General features: G+C 69.2%; 15 protein-coding genes. 4 read left to right on the top strand and 11 right to left on the bottom strand.

The features are described from left to right. Positions 1–198: 198 nt before the first annotated feature. The 11 genes from JHW38_RS20205 to glmS form a co-directional block, all read right to left on the bottom strand. Positions 199–2478: a hypothetical protein gene (locus JHW38_RS20205; protein ID WP_207523104.1), complete on the bottom strand. Its 2280-nt coding sequence runs from the start codon at positions 2476–2478 to the stop codon at positions 199–201. Between the two features lie 94 nt (positions 2479–2572). Next, a complete protein-coding gene (locus JHW38_RS20200; RefSeq protein ID WP_207523103.1) occupies positions 2573–4729 on the bottom strand; it encodes a hypothetical protein in 2157 nt (718 codons plus the stop codon). Positions 4730–5184: 455 nt separating this feature from the next. Then, on the bottom strand, positions 5185–5880 hold the full coding sequence (locus JHW38_RS20195) for a hypothetical protein (RefSeq protein ID WP_207523102.1): 696 nt from the start codon (positions 5878–5880) through the stop codon (positions 5185–5187). 31 nt (positions 5881–5911) lie between these two features. Then, on the bottom strand, positions 5912–7717 hold the full coding sequence (locus tag JHW38_RS20190) for a hypothetical protein (RefSeq protein WP_207523101.1): 1806 nt from the start codon (positions 7715–7717) through the stop codon (positions 5912–5914). Position 7718: 1 nt separating this feature from the next. After that, positions 7719–10217, bottom strand: coding sequence for a hypothetical protein (locus tag JHW38_RS20185; protein ID WP_207523100.1), 2499 nt, complete (start codon positions 10215–10217; stop codon positions 7719–7721). A 216-nt stretch (positions 10218–10433) separates the two neighbouring features. Beyond that, positions 10434–11291: an NmrA family NAD(P)-binding protein gene (locus tag JHW38_RS20180; protein WP_207523099.1), complete on the bottom strand. Its 858-nt coding sequence runs from the start codon at positions 11289–11291 to the stop codon at positions 10434–10436. Positions 11292–11498: 207 nt separating this feature from the next. After that, entirely contained in the window at positions 11499–12626 is a 1128-nt protein-coding gene (locus JHW38_RS20175; RefSeq protein WP_242691004.1) for a PepSY-associated TM helix domain-containing protein, read from the bottom strand. Positions 12627–12636: 10 nt separating this feature from the next. Further along, positions 12637–14823, bottom strand: a complete 2187-nt coding sequence (locus JHW38_RS20170; protein ID WP_242691003.1) for a TonB-dependent siderophore receptor — start codon at positions 14821–14823, stop codon at positions 12637–12639. A 93-nt stretch (positions 14824–14916) separates the two neighbouring features. Further along, on the bottom strand, positions 14917–15993 hold the full coding sequence (locus tag JHW38_RS20165) for a hypothetical protein (protein ID WP_207523098.1): 1077 nt from the start codon (positions 15991–15993) through the stop codon (positions 14917–14919). After that, entirely contained in the window at positions 15990–16925 is a 936-nt protein-coding gene (locus JHW38_RS20160) for a hypothetical protein (RefSeq protein WP_207523097.1), read from the bottom strand. The genes JHW38_RS20165 and JHW38_RS20160 overlap by 4 nt, the downstream gene beginning before the upstream one ends. A gap of 98 nt (positions 16926–17023) precedes the next feature. Beyond that, positions 17024–18856: a glutamine--fructose-6-phosphate transaminase (isomerizing) gene (gene glmS / locus JHW38_RS20155; RefSeq protein ID WP_207523096.1), complete on the bottom strand. Its 1833-nt coding sequence runs from the start codon at positions 18854–18856 to the stop codon at positions 17024–17026. A gap of 193 nt (positions 18857–19049) precedes the next feature. On the opposite strand from glmS, the gene JHW38_RS20150 reads away from it, so the two are divergent. The 4 genes from JHW38_RS20150 (at position 19050) to JHW38_RS20135 (ending at position 22836) form a co-directional block, all read left to right on the top strand. Further along, positions 19050–20333, top strand: coding sequence for an efflux RND transporter periplasmic adaptor subunit (locus tag JHW38_RS20150; RefSeq protein WP_207523095.1), 1284 nt, complete (start codon positions 19050–19052; stop codon positions 20331–20333). 4 nt (positions 20334–20337) lie between these two features. Next, positions 20338–20556, top strand: coding sequence for a hypothetical protein (locus JHW38_RS20145; RefSeq protein ID WP_207523094.1), 219 nt, complete (start codon positions 20338–20340; stop codon positions 20554–20556). A gap of 206 nt (positions 20557–20762) precedes the next feature. Next, positions 20763–21497, top strand: coding sequence for an ABC transporter ATP-binding protein (locus tag JHW38_RS20140; protein WP_207523093.1), 735 nt, complete (start codon positions 20763–20765; stop codon positions 21495–21497). 10 nt (positions 21498–21507) lie between these two features. Next, positions 21508–22836 carry an ABC transporter permease gene (locus JHW38_RS20135; RefSeq protein WP_207523092.1) on the top strand — a complete coding sequence of 443 codons (1329 nt, stop codon included), beginning with the start codon at positions 21508–21510 and terminating at the stop codon, positions 22834–22836. Positions 22837–22840: the final 4 nt, after the last annotated feature.

The following is a 22840-nucleotide window of genomic DNA, read 5'->3' as shown; positions in this document are numbered from 1 at the left end:
GGGCGCGCGGGGCGCGGCCGGTCCTTGTTCTTGCGGTGGCGGGGTTCGCGCCCTTGCGGCTCGTCATTCCCGCGAATGCGGGAATCCAGGGCTTCATCGAGGCATGGCTCTGAAGTCTCTGGATCCCCGCTTTCGCGGGGATGACGTGCTTGTCGGGGCGCGGCGACCGGCCGTTGCGTTCCTTGTTGCGCGCCCCGATCAGGGCATCTTCAACACCAGATCGGTCGTATCGTTCGGCGCCCAGTTGACGCTCTTGTTGGTGCCGTTCTCGAGCAGATAGCTGGCCTTGTACTCGTAGCGCATGCGCGCCGGGTCCAGGTAGTCGTACTCGAACTCGCCGCTGGCCTGGGCGTTGTCGAAGTCGAAGTCCTCGGCGAACGACAGGCCGCCGGCGAAGTCTTCGAAGCGCAAGGAAACCTTGACCCGGCGCATCTTGCGCTTGGCGAAATCCAGAGGCGGCTTGACGGTGACGATGCGCCTTCCTTTCATGCCGGCCTTCAGCATGATTCGATTGCTGTTGGTGACCGACTCGGGAATCTCCTCGACGTCGCGCCCGTCCTTGTACAGGATGCTGACGCTGTAATAGACGCCCTTGACTTCCGGATTGCGCAGATCCACCGCGAACACCTGCGAGGCCGCGCCTTCCTGGAACGACATCTGCATCTCCTCCTGGACGTTGTTGGCCTTGTCCGAGTAGCGCAGGTCGACGAACACTTCCTGCACGTCGTTCCAGTTGAAGTTCGGCACCACCTGGACCACGCGCCGGGTCGGGAACGGGTTGCGCACGCTCACTTGCGGCTCGTCCAGCGGCGACCAGTCGCGCACGGTGTCGCCGCCGCTCATGCCGTGGTAGACGATGCGGACCTCGTAGCCGGTCTTGGCCGGGTCCATCATGAACATCTTCCACACGCCCGACGGCGCGTCCTTGGTCAGCCGCACCAGATCGTTCTGGTTGATCTTGTTGGCCGGGTCGCGATAGCGCAGGAACACGTCGACCGAGCTGTAGCGCTCCCACGGGAAGTTCTCGGCCAGCACCGGCACGGTGTTGATCGCGTACAGGTCGCGCGGGATGATTTCGATGTTCTCCACATCGAAAGCCTGCGGCTTGGACTTGAGCTTGGTCGGCCGCTCGGCCGCGTCCACGCCCTTGAAGCTGACTTCGTACTCGACCTGCACGTCGCGCTTCATCTGGCCCTTGTCGAGCTGGCTCAGCCACTCGAAGCTGGCCTCGCCGAGGTTCGCGCCGAGCAGCGCGTTCTGCGCCTTGTCGCCGTAGCGCACCCGCACATTGATGCTGCCGATGTCGTCGGCGGCCAGGTCGGCGCGCGAGATCACCTTGACCCGGCGCTTCTTGAAGAAATCGTTGTCCAGGCCGACCTGCTTGACCAGCCGGTCGCGCGACACGCCGCCTTCGCGGATGGTCTTGAACAGCGCCGCCAGGTGGCCCTGCGGATAGATCGAGCGCTTGATCGCCACGCGCTCGGAGAAATTGACGTTGAGCTTCTTCTTGTCGACGCGCTTGTAGTCCATGCGCTTGTAGGAAAAGCTCGGCAGCAGCGCGCCGATCGGCCCGCCGGCGGCCATCGCCGCCGAACGCGAGGCGAACTTGCCGAGCGCGTCGAGGCCGTTCTCGAAGTCGGACTTCTTTTCCGGCGACCACGGCGGCAGGCTGGGCTGGAAGAACGCGTCGGTGACCATGTTGCGCACCTGCGCCAGGGCGGCGTCGCGGCGGTCGATGATGCCCTTGGTGTCCTCGCTCTCGGCGACGAAGGTGTCCGACTCCAGCACGATCGCGCGGCTGTCGACCAGCTCGTCCACGGCCTTGCCGATTTCGGTGGAGAAGAAGATGTTGCCGCCGGAGAAGCTCTCGTCCATGTGCTTCTGCACCCGGTCCCAGTCGATGCTGAGGCGGATGTTGTAGGCCGGGCGCAGGCCGAGGAAATCCAGCGAATAGACCACCGCCACCGGCAGGATCTCGCCGTTGAGGCATTGCTCCATCACGGTGTAGCCGTCCTGGTCCAAACGCACCGAGAAAGCCGCCTGGTTGCTGCCGTACAGCGCCGGCTTGGCGTTGTGGTCGATCTTGAGCACGAACTGCGGGCCGCCGCCGGGCGTGGCCGCGGTGTCGCCGCTGGCCTTGCCGAGCATCATCAGTTTGACCCCGCCGTCTTCCAGCGGCACCGGCGCGATGCGCGGCTTGTTGCGCAGGTTCTCGGCGTTGGCGATCTCGCGCGCGAGGTCGTCGATCTGCTTCTGGCTGGCGCCGAGGTTGCAGTCGAAATTGAGGAAGCCGCCGGTGCCCGCGTCGCCGCGGAAGCCCAGCAACAGGAATTGCGGCACGTCCAGGCCCAGCGCGTTGTCGCGCACGGTGGTCAGGTGCGGGTTCAGCGGCATGTAGTACCACTGCTCGGGATCGGCGTGGTCGGGGAAGACCGAGATGCCGTTGATCTCGCGGCTGCGGCTGTCGAGGAGAAGCATGATCGGACTCCTTCCGAATCAAACGAAATAGGCGAGCGGGACAAGAGAGTGCGGTGCGCGGCGAACGATCGCCGCGCACCGGAGCGCGTCCGGCTCAGGCGGCCGGCAGTTCCAGGAACAAGGTCATGTCGTCCTTGGTCTCCGGCCCGACCACCTTGCGGCTGCCGTCGGTCAGGAAATAAGTGACGGTGGCCTTGTAGTCCGGCGCCTCGCCGTTGGTCAGCGGCAGCTTCCAGCTCTTTTCCTCGTCGCCCGGCTTGAAGCGCAGGTCGATGCGCTTGGTCCCGTGCGCCAGCGACACGCTGACCAGCTTCAGCTCGTCCCAGTTCAACAGGTCCGGCACCACCGAGACTTCGAGCTGATCGAGCTTCTTGCCGACCAGCACGGTCGAACGCGCGGCGACCTTCTCGGCTTCTTCCTTGCTGGTGCCGTCGGCGAACAGCGTGGTCACCGAGTACTTGACCTCGCCGAGGGTCTCGTCGACCACCGGGAAGGTCCAGTCGAACGAGGTCATCTCGCTGGACAGGGTGACGATGGTCTTCTGGTTGTACTTGTTGGCCGTGTCGGTGTAGCTGGCGTCGACCGTGATCGAGGCGATCTCCTCCGACAGGTTGCCGGCGGCGCGGAAGCTGACGGTCTTGGTCGAGGAGAACGGATCGTCGACGTACAGCTCCTTGGCCTGTTGCTTGTCGGTCTTCTTGATCTGGCGGCCGTCGGCCAGGGTGTACAGGAACTCCAGGTCGATATCTTCGGTGCGCGGCTTGCCGATGATCTTGCGCAACTGGAAGGTCGGCGTGTCCTTGGTCATGTTGAACTTGGCTTCGACCGGCTGCTTGCCGTGCTTGTAGCGCACCGTGATCTGGGTGCGCGGCACCTGGGCGAAGTCGAGGTCGCCGGGGCCGATGTCGAGCGCCAGCACGCCGAGGTCGTCGACGTTGATGGTCAGGTTGGTGTCGTCGGTCTTGATCTCCTCCGACACCTGCTTGAACGTCGCGCCCTTGTAGTTCACCGTCACCTGGTAGGTGAAGTCGCGCTTGCCCTCGTGCACGAAGGCCTCGAACTTGGCCACGTCGTCGGGCTTGGTGAACACGAACTCCTGGACCTTCTTGTTCGGCCCGTACGGATAGCGGATCTTGACCTCGACGCTGTGGATCGGCAGGTTGGCGAAGTCGGCGTTGACCCGCATCACCACCTGCACGGTCTTGAGGAACTCGTCCAGGTTGATCTTGGAGTAGTAGTCCTCCCACTTCAGCGGCTTGTTCTTGTCGTCCTTGAGCGAGGTGATCGTCGGCAGCATGCCCTGCGGGTTGCGGTTGACGATGACCGCCTTGGCCTCGCTCCACTCCACCCGCACGTTGGCGATCTGCGACTTGTTGATGGTGCGGCGGATGTCCTCGATGCCCGAACCTTCGCGCAGCTCCTTGGTGTTGGGATCGACTTCGGCGATCTCCTTGAGCATGTTGCGCTGGACCGCGGCTTCCAGCTGCTTGTTGATGATCGCGCGGATGTCGGACTCGAGCTTGGCGTTGTCCTCGGCGCTGAGGTTCGGCGCCTGGACGAAGTCGAAGTGGGTCTTGGTGACGTCGTTCTTGTAGCGGCTGGAGTTGACGACCTCGGTGTAGCTGTCCTCGCTCCAGAAGTTGTCCTCGGTGTTGATGTCCTGGAAGAAGCTGTAGAACTCCGAAGCGTTCCAGGTGCCCCAGGCCTTCATTTCCGGCAGGCGCATGTAGCAGTTCATCTTGTAGACCACCTGCACCGCCGAGGCCGAGCCGGTGCTGAGGGTTTCCTTGAAGATCGCCGTGCCGAGCTCGGACAGCTCGACCATGAACGAGGCGATGTTCTTGCCGTAGATCGAGGGCTTGCCGGCGCCGCGGATCTTCTCGACCAGCGCGCCGCCTTCGGTCAGCAGCAGTTCGACGGTGCCGTCGGTCCACACCACCGGCGCGATCGCGACCTTGGGCACGGTCTTGCCCTTGTACTTCTCGGCCAGCTTCTTCTGCAGCTCGTCGCTGATCTTCTTCTGCACGTCCGCCGGCACCGACAGCTCGGTGTCGAAGGCGATGAAGCCGCCGAACTTCTTGCCGCCGTCCTCGCGGATCTGGCCGTATTCGACGAAGCGCATGGCCAGGCCGCCGCTGGCCATCTTCGCGAAGGTCGGCGCGTTTGGCATGATGTAGTAGGTGAAATCGTTGGCGTCGTCGCCGTACACCACGTGGTCGAACAAAGTGTCGACGTTGTCGATCTTAAGCATGGACTTGCTCCTTATCCAATGGTCCTGGGACGTTGGCTGTCCCGAAACGTTGCGTTCCTGGCGCGCCTTCCGTTGCGCCGCGTTTTGTTTGCTGTTCCGTACTCGCTCGCGGCTGCGATGCGATGCCGGCTCGAATCATCCAACGCCGATCACAGTTCTCACCGGACACAGAAAAACACGTGAAATTCCGGTGTTTCTCGCGACTTTTCGGGCGCGAAGAATCCCGTCGGCGCGCGCCTTCGAAGCGCGCGCCGCAACTAACGCACGAGCGGATCCGTGGCGGGCCGGACAGCGCCGGCCGCGCGCGGGTGACGTTCGTCTGTGTCGCGGCCATCGCCGCCGGCGCACGTTCGCGCCGTTCGGACCCGGTCGCGGCTGCGTCGGCGTTCGCTCAGCCGATGCGCAGTCGCCTACCGATCCAACCGCTGCGTCCGCCGCACCGCGCGGCGGATCGTTTACTGCGTCGGCAATCCCCAGTCCGCGGCATCGGCCGAGTACGATCGCGTACGCGGCTCGTGCGGGCCGTCGTCGGTCTCGACCCGCTCGCTGTAACCCAACTCGGCGCTCAGGCCGGCTTCGCCTTGCGCGTCGCGCAGCGCCGCGTCCACGCGCAGGGTCTCCTGCGTGTGCGCGCTGCTCGCGCGGCGCGCGCGCGGCGCGTCGCTGGCTTCGTAACGCAGCTCCAGCCAGCCGCGTTCGCCGCTCAATGCCTTGCGCACCTTCGCCGCCTGCTCCGCGCTCAGCATCACATTGAACGCGGTGTGGTACGGCGGCGCGCCGGACGACTGCGCCTTGGCCAGTTCCTCGAACCGGCCGGCGCCGTCGCCGAGCATCAGCCGCACCGTCCCCACTTCGACCGCTTCCGGCGACAGGCTCAACTGCGCCGCCGGCAGCTGCGCGCGCGCAGCCAGTTCGGCGCGCAGCGCGTCCAGCGTCGCCGCCGGCACGCCCCAGCTGGCGGTCAGCGCCAGCATCGTCACCGCACCGGCCCCGATCAGGGTGAACTGGGCGCGGCCGTCGTGGCCGCGGGCCAGGCCCGGCGCGCGCGGGCGATAGCGCCAGTTGCCGTCCGCGTCCTGCGCGACCAGCACGCCGTTTATTTCTTCGTAGCCGCCGTCGCCGGCGGCGCTGTCGTCCTTGTCCGCATTCATGCGTCGCTTCTCCGTCCTTGTCCCGTTCGAATCAGTTGGTCGCGGCCGCCAGCGCGGCCTGACTGCTGCGCAGGCGCAGCGGCGCGTCGGGTTGCAGCACCGGCGACCACGGCGCCTGCGCGTTCCAGCGCCAGCGGTAGCCGCTACGGAACGGCGATAGCGCCAGCCAGCCCCAGCTTTGCTGCGGCCGCGCGCGGGTGAAGCTCATGCGCTTGCGCCGCTGCGGGTCGTCGATGCCGTCTTCCGGCGCGATCTCGATCGCGCATTGGCGCGCGTCGTCGTCGAATTCGCAGTCCAGCGCCAGTTCGCGCGAACCGCTGCCGTCGAAGCTGAAGGCGTCCAGGCGCAGGCTGTCGGCCGGCAGCGGCGCCATCGTCCGCTGCGCGCCGTCGCCGCGCGCGCGCGCGACCGCGCGGATCGCCGCGTCGTCGACGTCGAACGGCACGGCGAACGCCAGATCCGGTCGCGCCGCATCGAGCGTGGCGCGCGCGCTCCACGGCTTGCCCTTGCGCAGGCCGTAGCATTCGACCTCGATATCGGCCTGCTGCAGGAACGCCGGCTCGGCTTCCACCGGCAGCCAGCGCAGGCCGAAGTCGTCGGCGCCGACCAGCAGATGCTCGCGGTCGCCGCTGCGCAGCGGTCCCTTGACGGTTTCCACCCGGCCTTCGTTCTGCAACACCGCATTGGCCTGCCACTGATACGCCAGCGGCTCGCTCGGCGACAGGCGCAAATCCAGCGACACCGGCTTGTCCGACGTCGCCAGCAGCGCGCTCGCCTTGAGCGTGAACATGCGCGCCGGCGGCTTGGCCGGCACTTGCAGTTCCACTTGCGCCGTCGCCACGCCGACCCGGCGATCGGGCAGGTTCGCGCGCACCGTGAGGCTGCGCCAGCCGCTGGCCAGCGCGCGCGCGTCGAAGCGGCGCACCACCCGGTCGTGCAGCTCGCCGGCGGCGAGCGTGCGCAGCGGGCCGAGCGGATCGGCTTCCAGCACCAGCAAGCGCGGCGCCAGCAGCGCGTCGGCCAGATTCCATTGCACGCGTCCGGCGGCCATCGCCGCTGGGTCGAACACCAGCCGCACGCCGACGGGCGCGTCGGCCGGCGACGGCGCCGGCGCGGCGAAGCGCGCGGCGATGCGGTCGAGCACCGCGTCGGCGAGAGTTTCCTTGGGGATATCGCCCGAACGCTCGGGCAGGCCGAGGCCGAGCAGATGCGGCGCGTCGATCAGGCGCTGGCGCAGCAGCGCCGCGTCGATGGCGTTGCCGCCGCCGGCCAGCGCGCGCACCGCGGCGAGCACGGCGGCGGGATCGAAGCTCAGCGTCAGCGGCACCCGCTCGGCCACGCCGCGCACGCGCAGCCACGCGCTGGCGCCGACGGCGAGCAGGCCGCGCTGCAACGCGGCCACGAACAGGTCGGTACCGGCGCTGTCCAGGCGCACCGCCAGATTCAGCGCGCCGAGGCTGGCGGCGTCGAGCGACAGCAGTTCGCCCAGCGCCGGCGGCAAGTCCAGCGCCTGCACCGCGTTGAGCCGCAGCCAACCGCCTTCGACCGGCAGCGGCGCCAGTTGCACGCGCTGGCCGAGTTCGAACGCGGCCTGGCGCGCGGCGTCGAGGCCGAAGTCGGCGGCGAAGGCCAGCGACAGGATCGAATAGCGCGCTAGCGCATCGCCGCGGTTCTGCTGGACGATGTCCAGGCGCAGCGGCGATTCGCCGTCGGCGGCGTGCGCGGCCAGCGCCTGCGGCGGCAGCAGGAAGCGGCCGGGCTGATCGTAGGCGGCGTACGCGCGGCGCTGCGCGATCGGCAGCGGCGAACGCCAGTCGGGGCGGGCGGAGAGCGACATGTCAGCCCAGCCCCACGACCAGCACGCCGGTGTCGTCGGCGGTCCACGGCGTGGTCGGCTCCTTCTGCCCGGACTTGTACACCACGGTCTTGCGGTATTCGTAGCGGCCTTCGCTGTCCTTGCGCAGCAGGATGTCCATCAACGGCACCGGCACCTCGACGTCGGCGCTGGCCGCGGCCGCGTTGAGCATCACCCGGCGGTTGCCGCGGAATTCGACCAGGATGCTGGCGATTTCGCCGCCCGCGCCCCCGGTGTTGGCGAGCACGTCGGGCACCGTCATCACCGTCACCGTGCGCACGGTTTCCTGGTCGATGCTGTCGTCCAGGCAGTACTTGAGGATGGCTTCGCCGTCGGGAATCGCGCGCACCGAGGCGGTGTTGAAGATCGCGTCGGCCGGCAGCGGCCCGGTCGGCACGCTGGCCGGCAGCACGCCGAAGCGGACGCTGGCGCCGGGCGCGATGTCGACCGGCTGGCTCAGGTCGAGACGATCGGTGCGCGCCTCCACCAGGCCTTCGCCGCGGGTCACCCACACCGGCAGCCGGGTGATGCGCAAGGTGCTCTCGATGGCGTTGAGCAGCTCGACCTCGACCGCGCCGGTGGCGTTGTCGGGCGTCTCGATCGAGCGGAACAGCTCGCCTTCCATGTCGGCGAAGTTGAGCTTGACCGGCACGGTGACGTTCTCGTTGACGCCGCTGGCCACCACCACGCTGCCTTGCAGCAGGTTGGAGCCGCCGCCGGCGGCCATCAGCACGCCGAACACGTCCTGGAAGTCGTCGAACTTGAAGCGCTCGTTGACGGTGAAGCCGTTGTCCCAGTCGATGATCGCCGGCACCGTTTCCGAACGCACCGCGCCGTTGCGCAGCAGCGCCATCTGCAGGGTCGAACTGGCGCGCAGCAGGCGCAGCTCGAACTCGGCATTGGGGTTGGCGGCGCTGCGCGGCACCTTGTCGGCGAGCGCGGCGCGCGCGGCCAGCAGGCGTTCGCCGTCGGTGACCGGGCGCACTTCGCAGGTCAGATCGACCATCGCCTGCTCGGCCTGGTCGCCCTGGTCGACGCGGAACACCAGCGCCGGCGCGTGCGGCGCGTCGCCGCGGCGGGCGAGCTTGAACGAATCGGGCAGGTAGTAGATCCGCGACGGGTCGTTCTGGTCCTGGAAATAGGCGTGGACGCGGCCGCTGTCGGCCGGATAGCGCAGCGAGTGCACGGCCCAGCGCGGCGCGCGCGGGCCGCTGGCGCTGCCGGCCGGGTAGATGTACGGGTGCAGCGCCGGTTCGAACAGCAGCGCGATGCTGCAGTCCTGCAATTGGTTGGACAGGTCGTAGCGTTGTTCCGGTTCGGGCTGCGGCTGCGGCTCGGGCTGCGGGCGCGGTTGCGGGAACGGGAACGGACGCGGGCGCGGTTGCAGCGGCTTGCGCTGCCACACCTCGTCGCCGGCGATGATCGAAGCGCCAACGTCCGGCCGCAGTTTCGCCGCGGCGATGCCGCGCGGCGGCGCGATCCTCGCGGCGGACACGTCCGACGGCGATGCGACCACGGCCGCAGCGGCGAGGTCTGGCTTGAGCATCATCTCCGCGACCGGCGCGCGCAGCAGCTGCATCTGGCCCTTGACCATCATCAGCTGGCGCTTCGGCGCGTCCGCCGGCGCCGCGGGCGCGCGCGGCACCGCCACCGCGTAGCCGCGCGACACGATCAGCCGGCATTGGGTGTCGGCCGACATGAAGGCGCGCAGCAGGTTGTCGCGTTCGGGCAGGCTCAGGTGCAGCATCGCCACGCAGCCGCCGCGCGGATCGTCGAGCAGTTCGGCGACCGGCAGACGCTGTTCGATCGAAGTGCCCGGCGCGCGATAAGCGATCACCGCGCTGCGGTTGATCCCCATCATGACCATCGTGCGCGCGGCTTCGGCGATTTCCGGCGCGGCGTAGGTCTCCAGCGCCAGGCTCACCGCGTACAGGCCGTCGGCGCCCTGGTTTTCGGCCACGCCGATCTCGTAACGGCCGTTGCCGCTGCGCAGGCGGAAGCGCGGCAGCCAGTAACGCTGCTGCGGATTCTTGGCGTCTTCGAAAATGCAGCGGTCGTCGGGTGCGGCGTTCGGGCTGATCGGGTACGCCGACTCGGCGCGGGTGAAGCCGCCGCCGGCGTTCGGCAGCAGGCCCGGCCGCAGCGCGTCCAGGCGCGGGCGCAGGGTGCGGCCTTCCAACTGGGCGATGATCGCCGGCTGCGCGCGCAGCACCGCCGGATTCACCCGCAGCGCCGCGCCGGGAATGAAGGCCGGCGCGAGCGCGGGCGCAGTGGCCTCGTGCACGGCCGGCGCGGCGACCGGCGTGGCCGCGTGCACGGCCGGCGGCGCGGCGATGACGCCGCCGGGCACCCGGATGCGCAGGCCGGCCGCGGCGAGCGGCGCCGGCGCCGGCGTCGGCGCCGCCGCGGGCGCGGGTGCGGCCGGCGCCGGGCGGATGCCGGCGACGATCTGGTTGAGGTTGAGCAGGCGTCCCAGCGGCATGTATCTCTCCCTATCGGCGCAAAGCTTCGCCATCGCGGCGCTGTCTGCGCCGCGTCCGGTTCCATGTGGTCTGGATCGATTGCGCGAGACGCGCCGATCACCCCGAATCAAACGCCGCCGCCGCGGCGCTCAGGACATTTCAAAAATGAAACATCGGCGGGCGGGCCGGCGCCGGCGCAAGCCGGTCCGGACCCGCCCGCCGGCCTGCGGCCGCGCTCAGGCCGCGCCGGCGAGCGCGTCGATGTACTCGCGCAGGGTGGTCGCGCCGCGCACCGGATCGTCGGCCAGTTCCAGCCCGTCGACCGTCGCCGCCGTCATCGCCGCATACGACTCGGCCGCCGGCTGCGAGAATCCGAGTTCGCGGAAACCTTCGACCCAGCGGTCGCGCGGCACTTCTTCCACCGTCACCGCGCGCCCCAGCGCGCTGGCGAAGCACGCGGCCACATCGGCGGGCGAATAGCGGCGCGGGCCTTCGACGTAACGCAACACCTGTTCGTCGGCCGGCGCGGTCATCAGCTCGGCCGCGGCCACGCCGAGATCGTGCGGCGCCACCATCGGCAGGCGGAACTCGGCCGGCAGGAAGCTGCGCACGATGCCGCGCTCGCGCGCGTCGTCCAGCGACGCGTCCCAGTTGCTCATGTAGTAGGCGGCGCGGATCACGCTGTACGCGATCCCCAGCTTGCGCAGCCCGCGCTCCATCTCGTACAGGATGCCCAGATCGCCGGCGCGTTCGAGCGGCTGCGCGCCGTACGTGGATTCGGCGACGATCTTCTCCAGGCCCGAATCCTCCAGCGCGGCCAGGATCGAGTACAGGCTGGCCTTTTCCGCGGCATCGGTATCGGTGGACGGCGCCGCCGGCGGATTCAACAGGAACAGGCGCCGGCCCCGACGGAACAGCTTGCGCAGGCCGGCGGTGTCGTGCACGTCGATCAGCGCGACTTGCGCGCCGCGCGCGAGCCATTCGTCGCGATGCTCCGGGTTGTGCGTCACCACCGTCACCGGCTCGCCGCGCGCGATCAGTTCGCGGGCCAGGTACGAGCCGACATGTCCGGTTCCGCCAAGCACGATATGCACGTCGCTGCCTCTATCCAAACGATGCAGGCAGCCTAGGCGCGACGCGGTAAGCCGGCCGCCACGGCGAAGTGAAAAGATCGTCGCGCGCGCGTGAACGCCGCGCTCAGCGCGCGATCTCGGCCGGCATCAGCGCCATCCAGACCAGCAGCAGCGCCAGCCACAGCCATTTCCAGCGGCCCATGCCGAGCCAGATCGCGCGCCAGACGCTCATGCGCCGCGCTCGCGCTTGCGCTGCGCCGATCGCCAGCCGTCGGCGATGCGCAGGCCATAGAGATACACCCCGGACAAGCTCAACGCGCTGAGCATGGCGCCGAACCCGAACCACACCAGTTTGAGCCAGAACCCGCCGAAGTCGCCGAAATGCAGCGGATCGGCCATTTCGGAAATGCGCTGGTGCAGGTTCAAGTCCTGGCCGTCGCGCGCGCCGAGCCAGCGGCCGTCGGCGGCGTCGAACGCCATGGCGTTGGCGCGCGGACGCACCAGCACCGCGTCGGCCTGCCCGGTCAGCAGCAAGGTGCCGTCTTTGCCGCCGGGCGCGACGCCTTCGACTTCGAACTGCGGCCAGCGTTTTTTGGCTTCGGCCACCGCGCGGTCGACGGTCGCGCCATCGGCCGCGAGCGCCTGCGCGTGTTTCGCCGCCGGCGGCTTGACCACGCGCGCGTCGCCGCCGAGCGATTCGACCAGATACCACAGGCCGGTCGCGCCGATCAGCAGCACGAAAGCCAGGCTCCACACGCCGAGCAAACGGTGCAGGTCGCCCCAGAACCGCCGCGGCCGCTCGCGCCGCGGCCATGCGGCGAAGCCGCGCCACCAGCGCTTGTAGATGTACAGGCTGCTCAGCCCCGACAACAGCAGCGGCACCGACAGCGCAGCGACGATCGGCACGCCGATCGCGGTCGGCATCATCAGATGGCGATGGGTGTTGCGCAGCAAACGGTGCGCATTGAACCAGCCGGTGTCGCCGGTGACCACGCCGCGGTACGGGTCGACCCAGACGAAGCGCGGCCGCCCTCGTTCGGTGCGTACCGTGGCCTGCGCGGCGAAGCGCGAAGCCTGCGGCGCTTGCAGCGTTTCCACAGTCCAGTACGGATGCGCGCGCCGCACCGCGTCGACCATCTCGCCCCAGCTCGCGCGGCGCGCGGGGTCGGGCTGGACCCGCATCGGCGGATTGAGCAGCCAGTCGATTTCGTGCGCCAGCACCGCCAACGTGCCGGTGAGCAAGACGAAGCTCATGAAAATGCTGAGCTTGAGCCCGAGCCAGCTGTGGAGGTCGAACCACAGCCGCCGCGTCGCGGATTTCTGGCTGGCCTGGGCGGCTGGCGTGGCGGCGTTCACAGCGCGGCGGTCAGAAGCTGTACTGCGCCTGCAGGTACAAACGCCGCGGTTCGCCGGGGAAATGGCCGTTGCGCTCGATGAAGCCGCTGGCGGCGTAGACCTTGTCGAACAGGTTCTTGAGGTTGGCCTGGAATTTCCAGTCGCGCCACTGGGTCTGCCAGCTGGCGTCGAACACGGTGTAGGGTTTGACCCGCTGGCCGTCGAGGCTGACGCGTTCGTCGACGTAGTCCAGGCCGAAGCCGAGCGCCGAACGCAACGCTGGAATGTCGTAGCGCGTCCACACCCCGAGCTTGTTGCGCGGCGCGTTGGCGAAGCGCCCGCCGCTGGAATTGACGATGCCGTTGCGGCCGGCTTCGAGCACGCGCGCGTCGTTGTAGGCGTAGGCGACGTTGAGCACCCAGCGCGAGGTCAGGTCGGCGAGCAGGTCGATCTCCAGGCCTTCGCTGCGCACCAGGCCCAACGGCGCGAGCTGGCTGACGCCGTTCACCACGCGGCCGTCGGCCTGCAGGATGTTGCGCCGCTCGATCCGGTACAGCGCCGCGTTCAACGTCGCCCGCCCGTCGAACAGGCTCGACTTGGCGCCGATCTCCCACTGCCGGCTGCGCTCGGGATCGAACGGCCCGCCGGCGTTGGGATTCTGGTTGTTGGTGCTCTGCGGCAGGAAGCCGCTGGCGAGGCTGGCGTAGAGATTGGTGGCGCGGGTCGCGGCGAAGGTCGCGCCGAGGCGCCAGCTCAGGTCGTCGCCGTCCACGCTGCTGCCGTTGAGCCGGTTCTCGTCCTTGAAACCGTCCCAGCGCAGGCCCGCGAGCAGGAACCAGCGCTCGGACAGGCCGATCTCGTCCTGAAGGTAAGCGCCGTAGCGGTTGCCGCGCGTGCTGGTGCCGCTCCAGGCGAAGCGCTCCAGACGATAGCTCGCGGCCGAGGTCAGGCCGTAGACCGGACGGAACAGGTCGATGCCCGGCACCGGCCCGCGCGCCGTGTCGGAATTGGCGGTGCGGCCCTTGAAGTCGCTGTCGGCGCGATAGGCGTCGGCGCCGAACAGCACTTGATGCGGCATGCCGGCGAATTCGAAACGCTTGACCAGATTGGCGTTGACCGCGACCGCCCGGTTGTCGCGCAACTGGTCCCGGAACTGGCGGGTCATCCATTCGCGCACGCCGTCGCGGTCGCGGTCGATCAGGCCCATCGGCTCGTGGTACTGCTGCGCTTCCTGGTTCTCGAACCAGCGCGCGGACACGTCGATGTCGAGGCTGTCGCTGGGCTTAGCGGAGAAACGCGCCGAGGCGACCTTGGCGCGCATGTCCAGGTAGTCGGTCGGCTCGTTGTGGTTCCAGCGGGTCGAGGTCAGGAAGCGGCCGTTGTCGTCGACCGGCACGCCGCGCAGGCGGTTGCCGCCGAGGTTCTGGGTGACATCGGTGTATTGCAGGCTCAGTTCGCCGGTGTCGCCGATGTCGAAGGCGAGGCCGAAATCGCCGATGACGCTCTGCGCATCGGTGTTGCGGCGAAAGGGATTCTCGTCGTCGGCGTAGGCGCCGACGCGGTAGCGGATACGCTCGTTGTTCGCGAGCGGGCCGGTCAGTTCGACCGAAGCGGCGCGGAAGCCGTAATTGCCGGCCTGCAGTTCGATGCTGCGTTCGCTCTCGCGCTTGGGTTTCTTACTGACGTAGTTGATGACGCCGCCCGGATCGCCGCCGCCGTACAACGCGCCGGCCGGGCCCTTGAGCACTTCGATGCGTTCGATGTTGAACAGCTGCGGCACCGAGAAGCCCGAGTACGGATCGCCGCGCAGGCCGTCGTACAGCACGTTTTCCTGGCGGAATCCGCGCAGGGTGACGCCGGCGTAGCTGAAGTAGCTGATGCCGCTGATGCTGCGGTACAGGTCGGTGACCTGGCGCGCGGCCTGGTCGTCGATGAGTTCGCGCGGCAGCACCTGCACCGATTGCGGCACGCGTTCCAGCGGCGTGCCGGTGCGGGTGCCGACCGCGGCCTGGTCGGCCTTGTACAGGCGCTGGGCGCGGCCGATGACCTGGACCGAGTCGAGGTCGGTGACCGAGGTCGGCGCGGGTGCCGCGGCAGCGCCCGCGTCGGAACCCGAAGCGGCGGCCCGATCCGTAGCCTGAGGTTGCGGGACGTTCTGCGCCTGGGCAGGCGCGAGCATCGCCGCCAGGGACAGGGCGAGGCAGGATCGAGCGGACATGGGGACTGCTGCGTGCGACGGGACGCACGCACTATATGTGAGAACGATTCTCGTTTGCAACGCAAAGCGCCGCAGGCGAGAACGCCGCTCCGGTCATCCCTCGACCTGCGGCGGCGTCGATGTCGGCGGCAGCGACGGCGGCGGCGGCAAAGACGGCGGCTTGCCGTTGCGCCACACCGGACGCGCTTCGTAATAGGCCTTGAAGATCTCGCGCCCCTGCGCTTCCGCCGCATCCCACTGCTGCGCGCTCAGGTCCTGGCCGTAGCGCATCGGCCCCTTGGCCCACAGCGAATCGAACTGCGAATTGCGCCGGCCTTGGACCAGATCGCGCGCATAGCGATACGCCAACTCCTGCACCCGGTCGCGCGGATACAGACCGTTGGCGCCGGAATAGGCGTCGATGTAGAGATCCAGCGCGCTGTCGTCGCCCGCGGCGCGGCCCTGCTCCAGCCACTCGCGCGCCAACGCGCGTTGCGCCGCGACGCGCTCGATCCCGGCGATCAAGGCGTCGCGATCGCCGCCGAGCTGCCTGGCCCAGGCGCTGACGTAGCCGAGCCTGGCGCCTTCGGCGCCGCCGCGGCCGGCGCGTTCGAGCCACGCCAGGGACTCGTCCGCCCAGGGGCGATCAAGCCCGGAACAGGCATCGAAGCGCGCCAGGGCGTCGCGGGTCTGCTGGCGGATATTGGCCATGCGCCGTTGCGCATAGGGGCCGTCCTTGGCGAATTCCGTCTCCTGATCCAACCGGCTCAGCAGATTCGCGGGCGTGTCGTCGCGCATCGTGGCCAGGCAATCCGCGGAGCGGCGGCCGAGCGCGTACTGCGCCCGCGCATCGCCTTTTTCCGCCGCAGCGCGCAGTTCGGCGTAGACCTCGGCGAACGGCAGCAGCCACCATCGCTGCGAGGGATCGCGCGCGAGGATGTCGGCATGGATGCGTCGCGCCCAATCGCGGTCGAGCGGCTCTGCGTCCAGCGGCGTCGCCAAGCGCTGGCGCAGCGTCGTCGCCGGATCCTGCGCGCTCGCGGCCGCGCCGCGCCGGGCCGGGTCCGGGCCGCTGTAGGCGACCTGCGCGGCGGACGCGGCCGGGGCGGAAGCGCTGCGGCCGCGGAAAACCCACAACGCCGATCCTGCCAGCAGCAACAACAGCGCGCCCCACCCGATCAGGCGTTTCATCGCGGCGCCCTGCGCTGCTGGAACGCCTGCAGGATCTGCGCGGAGCGCTGCTCGGAATCGCGCAGTTCCTGCGCGCTCGCGTTCTGGGTCAGTTGCTGTTCGATCATATTGATCACCCCGCGCGGCAGCTTGCGCGCCGCAGCGGTGCGCCGATAGGCCTTGAAGTAAGCCAGCGACTGGGTGGTGTCGCGCCCCAGGTACGGTTTGTTGCCGTGCGCGGCGGCCAGCGCCAGCATCGCGTCGGCATCGCCGGCTTCGAACGCGCGGCGCAGATAGCCGCGTGCGCGCTCGCGCCGCTGCGCCACTTCCTCGGCATGGTCGAGCAAGTCGCCGTCGGAGGGCAGGTCCTCGAAGGCGAAGTTTCCGTAGTCGACCATCGCCTGGGTGTGCCCGCGCTCGGCCGCGAGTTCCATCCACTCGCGCGCCTCGCCCTTGCGCACCGAACCGGCCAGATCGCCGACGCCGCCGCAGATCGCGTCGGCCCGATCCTTGGCGTAGAGCATCATGTCCAAAACGTCCGGATCGTCCAACTTGCGGTCGCCGATGCGCAGCATCGTAGTGCCGCTCTTGGCGATCGTGCGCGCGAGCAGGTCGGTGAACGCGCCGCCGGGCATCGGCTCATAGCCCGGGCAGCGGCCCAGCACTTCGCCCAAGCGGTAGGCGGCTTGCGCATCGCCGGCGCGCGCGCGGACTTCCAGCGCGCCGCGGATGTCCTGGAAGCGGCCCGCGGGCAACGGCCGCGGCGAAGACGAGGCCGTCGGCGCGGCGCCGGGCGCGGACGCATCGGGCGCTTGCGCCGGCGCGCCCTGCCGGTCGGCCTGCGCGCCGGGCCGTTCGCGGCCCCACATCCACCCGGCCGCCAATCCCGCGGCGACCAACAGCGACGCTGCGGCCAGAATCGCGCCGCCGCGCTTGCGTGTGCTTGCCTGCATCGTCCTTGCCGCCCCTGGTTGCCCGTCGTCCCTACGCAACACGCCGAATGCAGCCGAACCGGCTCATTCGGCGCGTCCCGATCGGCTCGCGCCGCCGCTTACTCCACCGTTACCGCCTTGGCCAGATTGCGCGGCTTGTCGACATCCGTCCCGCGCGCCAACGCCGCGTGATACGCCAGCAGCTGCACCGGAATCGCATGCACCACCGGCGACAGCACGCCGACGTGGCGCGGCGTGCGGATCACGTGCACCTGCTCGGATTCGCCGAAATGGCTGTCCAGGTCGGCGAACACGAACATCTCGCCGCCGCGCGCGCGCACTTCCTGGATGTTCGACTTCACCTTCTCCAGCAGCTTGTCGTTCGGCGCGATCACCACCACCGGCATCGCCGCGTCGACCAGCGCCAGCGGGCCGTGCTTGAGCTCGCCGGCCGGATACGCTTCGGCGTGGATGTAGGAGATTTCCTTGAGCTTGAGCGCGCCTTCCAGCGCGATCGGGTAATGCACGCCGCGGCCCAGGAACAGCGCGTGGTGCTTCGGCGCGAAGCGCTCGGCCCAGCCGGCCACTTGCGGCTCCAGGTTCAGCGCGTGCTGCACGCTGCCCGGCAGGTGGCGCAGCGCGTCGACGTACTCGGCCTCTTGCTCCGCGCTCAGCGCGCCGCGCAGCTTCGCCAGGGTCGCGGTCAGGGTGAACAGCGCCACCAATTGCGTCGTGAAGGCCTTGGTCGAGGCCACGCCGATCTCGGCGCCGGCGCGGGTGTAGTACACCAGCTTGCTCGCGCGCGGGATCGCGCTCTCGGGCACGTTGCAGATCGACAGGATCTTGTCGTGGCCGAGCGACTTGGCGTACTTCAGCGCCTCCATCGTGTCGAGGGTTTCGCCCGACTGCGAAATCGTCACGATCAGCTGCTTCGGGTTCGCCACCGCCGCGCGGTAGCGGTATTCGCTGGCGATCTCGACCTGGCACGGCAGCCCGGCGATGGCTTCGATCCAGTAGCGCGCGGTCAGGCCGGCGTAATAGCTGGTGCCGCAGGCCAGGATCTGCACGCCTTCGACGTCGGCCAGCACCGCTGCCGCATCGGCGCCGAACAATTCGGCGCTGAAGCCGTTGTTGTCCATCACCGCCTCGATCGTGTCGGCGATCGCGCGCGGCTGCTCGTGGATTTCCTTCTGCATGAAGTGCCGGTACGGGCCGAGTTCCAGCGACGCCAGCGACACGTCCGACAGATGCACCTCGCGCTCGATCGCCGCGCCGTGCGCGTCGAACACCCGCACCGCGGCGCGGGTGACTTCGGCGGTGTCGCCTTCTTCCAGGAAGATCACCCGGCGCGTGGCCTGCACGATCGCCGACACGTCGCTGGCGACGAAGTTCTCGCCCTCGCCGAGGCCGACCAGCAGCGGGCAGCCCATGCGCGCGGCGATCAAGCGGCCGGGCTCCTTCAGGCTCACCACCGCGATCGCGTACGCGCCGACCAGCTCGCGCACCGCCGCCTGCACCGCGGCCAGCAGGTCGTGGCCCTGCTGGAGATACGAATGGATCAGGTGGGCGATGACTTCGGTGTCGGTCTGCGATTCGAACGCGTACCCGGCTGCGCGCAGACGCTCGCGCTGCTCGTCGTGGTTCTCGATGATGCCGTTGTGCACCACCGCCAGTTCGCCGAAGCTGATGTGCGGATGCGCATTGGCTTCGGTCACGCCGCCGTGCGTGGCCCAGCGGGTGTGGCCGATGCCGACCTGGGCGCTGAAGCGTTCCGACTGCGCCGCCGATTCCATCTCCGCCACGCGCCCGGTGCGCCGCACCCGGCGCAGCGACTGTCCGTCGAACACGGCGATGCCGGCCGAGTCGTAACCGCGGTACTCCAATCGTTTCAAGCCTTCGATCAGGACCGGCACCACATCGCGATCGGCGATCGCGCCTACGATTCCACACATGCGGGGAGCGTCCGAGAAAATGTGACCGCATTCTAAGGGCGGCGCGGCCGGGACGGCCGTGACGGCGTCCGCGCGGACACCGCGTCCGGACGGACGGACGCCCTGACAGGCCTGTCCACCTTTTAAAATCAATCAGTTAAAGTTGGCACGGGATGTGCTTGGTATTTGGGCAGAGACCCAACCGAGCAGCCCGATGAGCATCCGCGACACCTCCGCCCAGGACCACCGCGTCGCCCCCGCCGCGGGCCACAACCGCCGCCGCCGGCAGTGGGCGCTGGCCGTGGCCGTCGGCGCGGCGGTGCTCGGCGCCGGCGCCTGGGTCGCCTCGGGCTGGGCCGCGAGCGGTTCTTCGGTGTCGGCCGAGCGCCTGCGCATCGCCGAAGTGAAGCGCGGCGACCTGGTCCGCGACATCGCCGCCGACGGCCGCGTGATCGCCGCCAACAGCCCGGTGCTGTACGCCATCGCCGGCGGTTCGGTCGACCTCAAGGTCGTCGCCGGCGACGCGGTGCGCAAGGGCCAGGTGCTGGCCGAGATCGACAGCCCCGAGCTGCGCAGCAAGCTGGCCCAGGAACAGTCCACCCTCGCCGGCCTGGAAGCCGAAGCCAGCCGCGCCGAGCTCGACGGCGAACTGGCGCGCTCCACCGCGCGCAAGGAACTCGACCAGGCCCGGATCGACCGCACCGCCGCCGAGCGCGACCTGGAGCGCTACAACCGCGCCTTCGCCGGCGGCGCGGTGGCCAAGGTCGACGTGGCCAAGGCCGAGGACGAATTGAAGAAGGCCGATATCGGCCTGAGCCATGCGCGCGAAGGCATCGGCCGCCAGGACCGCAGCGCCAGCCTGGACGCGCGCAACAAGCGCCTGCTGGCGCAGCGCCAGGCCGCGATCGTCGCCGAGGCCCAGCGCCAGGTCGACGCGCTGACCCTGCGCGCGCCGTTCGACGGCCAGGTCGGTCAGGTGCAGGTGGCGCAGCGCGCCAACGTCGCGATCAACGACCCGGTGCTCAGCGTGGTCGACCTGGGCGTGTTCGAGGTCGAGATCAAGGTGCCGGAAAGCTTCGCCCGCGACCTCGCCATCGGCATGCCGGCGCAGATCGCCGGCAACGACGGCCAGAGCTACGCGGCCAAGATCTCGGCGGTGTCGCCGGAAGTGGTGTCCGGCGAAGTCGCCAGCCGCCTGCGTTTCGACGGCAAGCAGCCGCCGGCGCTGCGCCAGAACCAGCGCCTGAGCGCGCGCATCGTGCTCGACACCCGCCGCAACGCGCTGATCGTCGAGCGCGGCCCGTTCCTGGAACAGGACGGCGGCCACAGCGCCTACGTCGTGTCCGCCGGCGTCGCCACCCGCCGCGTCATCCGCGCCGGCGCGAGCAGCCTGAGTCAAGTCGAAATCCTCGAGGGTTTGCAGCCGGGAGACCGCATCGTGGTCTCCGGCGCCGACCAGTTCGCCAACGCCGAAACCGTCCGCATCTCCGGAGAATGAACCCATGAACGCCTTCAACGCCGCCAACGCCTACGACTTCGCCCCGCACTGGAACGCCCAGGAACTGACCGACGCGGTGCCGCTGCGCCTGCACCAGCTGATCGACTTCGCCGACGCCGGCGAGCGCGCCGGCAGCGCCAACGCCGCCAGCCACGCGCCGAAGCGTTCCTCGCGCCTGCGCTTCGCCAGCGCGATCGCGCTGCCGCTGTTCTCGGTGCGTTGAGGCGCATCGCGATGCCGCGCACCCACACGGACGTCATCCCCGCGCAGGCGGGGATCCAGAGACTTCAGCGTCATGTCGCGATGAAGCCCTGGATCCCCGCCTGCGCGGGGATGACGTCCGGATAGACGCGCCGCTCCGGCCGACCCGCGCTGCGAATCTCCAATCTCCAATCCCGAATCCCCAATCCCCGCTCCAAGGACACCGCCATGCTGCTGATGCGCCAGGTCACCAAGGTCTACCGCACCGAACTCGTCGAGACGCACGCGCTGCGTTCGCTGGATCTGCACGTGCGCGACGGCGAGTTCGTCGCCGTGACCGGCCCCTCGGGCTCGGGCAAGACCACCTTCCTCAACATCGCCGGCCTGCTGGAGACCTTCACCGGCGGCGAATACAAGCTCGACGGCGAAGACGTGCGCGACCTGTCCGACGACGCGCGCTCGCGCCTGCGCAACCAGAAGATCGGCTTCATCTTCCAGAGCTTCAACCTGATTCCCGACCTCAACCTGTTCGACAACTGCGACGTGCCGCTGCGCTACCGGCGCATGCCCGCGGCCGAGCGCCGCCAGCGCATCGAACAGGCGCTGACGCAAGTGGGCCTGGGCTCGCGCATGCGCCACTACCCGACCGAACTGTCCGGCGGCCAGCAGCAGCGCGCGGCGATCGCGCGCGCGCTGGCCGGTTCGCCGCGCCTGCTGCTGGCCGACGAACCGACCGGCAACCTGGATTCGCAGATGGCGCGCGGGGTCATGGAGCTGCTGGAGGAGATCAACGGCCAGGGCACCACCATCGTCATGGTCACCCACGATCCGGAACTGGCCGCGCGCGCGCAGCGCAACGTGCACATCGTCGACGGCATGGCCACCGACCTGCGCGCCGAAGCGAGCCTGATCCGCCCCTCCGCCGGCATCGCGACCGCCGCGGCCGACGCCACCGTCGCCTGAGGCCGCGCCCATGTCCGGCAACAGCCAGTTCGCCTATTACCTGCAGCTCGCCATGCGCAGCTTCAAGCGCAACCGGGTGCTGACCGCGCTGATGGTGCTCGCCATCGCGCTCGGCATCGGCGCGGCGATGACCACCCTGACCGTGTTCTACGTGCTGTCCGGCGATCCTTTGCCGGGCAAGAGCCAGACCCTGTTCCAGCCGCGCCTGGATCCGCGTTCGATGACCGGCTACGTCCCCGGCGACGAACCGCCGGACAACATGTCGCGCTTCGACGCCGAAGCGCTGCTGCGCGACGCCCGCGCCGACCGCCAGGCGCTGATGACCAGCGGCAACGTCGCGGTCGAGCCGCGCCGCGACAACCTGCCGGCGTTCCGCCAGAACTCGCGCTTCACCTCGGCCGATTTCTTCCCGATGTTCCAGGTGCCGTTCCAGTACGGCGCGCCGTGGACCGCCAAGGAAGACGCCGGCCGCGCGCGCGTGGCGGTGCTCGGCAAGAAGCTCAACGAGCGTCTGTTCGGCGGCGCCGACAGCGTCGGCAAGACGATCTGGGCCGACAACTACGAGCTGCGGGTCATCGGCGTGATCGAGGACTGGCATCCGCAGCCGAATTTCTACGACCTCACCGTGGACCGCGGCTTCGGCGAACCCGAGCAGCTGTTCGTGCCGTTCAGCAGCTCGCGCGACATGCGCATGAGCCCGCAGGGCAGCATCAGCTGCTGGGACGACAGCAGCAGCCTGCCCGAGGGCACCCGCGACGCGAACGCCAAGTGCATCTGGATGCAGTACTGGGTGGAGTTGAACACGCCGCAGAAAGCCGCCGCATACCGCCAGTATCTGGACAACTACGTCGCCCAGCAGCGCAGCGCCGGGGTCTATGTGCGCCCGACCTCGCCCAAGCTCGACAGCGTGATGGAATGGCTGGACTACAAGCGGGTGGTGCCGGCCGACGTGCGCCTGCAGATGTGGCTGGCGTTCGGCTTCCTCGCCGTGTGCCTGCTCAACACCGTCGGCCTGTTGCTGGCCAAGTTCCTGCGCCGCTCCGGCGAGATCGGCGTGCGCCGCGCGCTCGGCGCGACCAAGCGCGCGATCTTCGCCCAGTGCCTGGTCGAAGCCGGCAGCATCGGCCTGGCCGGCGGTTTGCTCGGCCTGCTGCTGGCGCAGTTCGGCCTGTGGGCGGTGCGCCAGCAGTCGGTCGGCTACGCCGCGCTGGCGCGGCTGGACCCGGCCATGCTCGCCACCACCTTCGCCCTGGCCGTCGCCGCCAGCGTGCTGGCCGGCCTGTTGCCGGCCTGGCGCGCCTGCCAGGTGACGCCCGCCATCCAGCTCAAGAGCCAGTGAGGCC

Source organism: Lysobacter enzymogenes, assembly GCF_017355525.1.
Lineage (GTDB): Bacteria > Pseudomonadota > Gammaproteobacteria > Xanthomonadales > Xanthomonadaceae > Lysobacter > Lysobacter enzymogenes_C.
The sequence above is the reverse complement of the archived record's forward strand: the minus strand, read 5'-3'. Positions and strand labels throughout refer to the sequence as shown.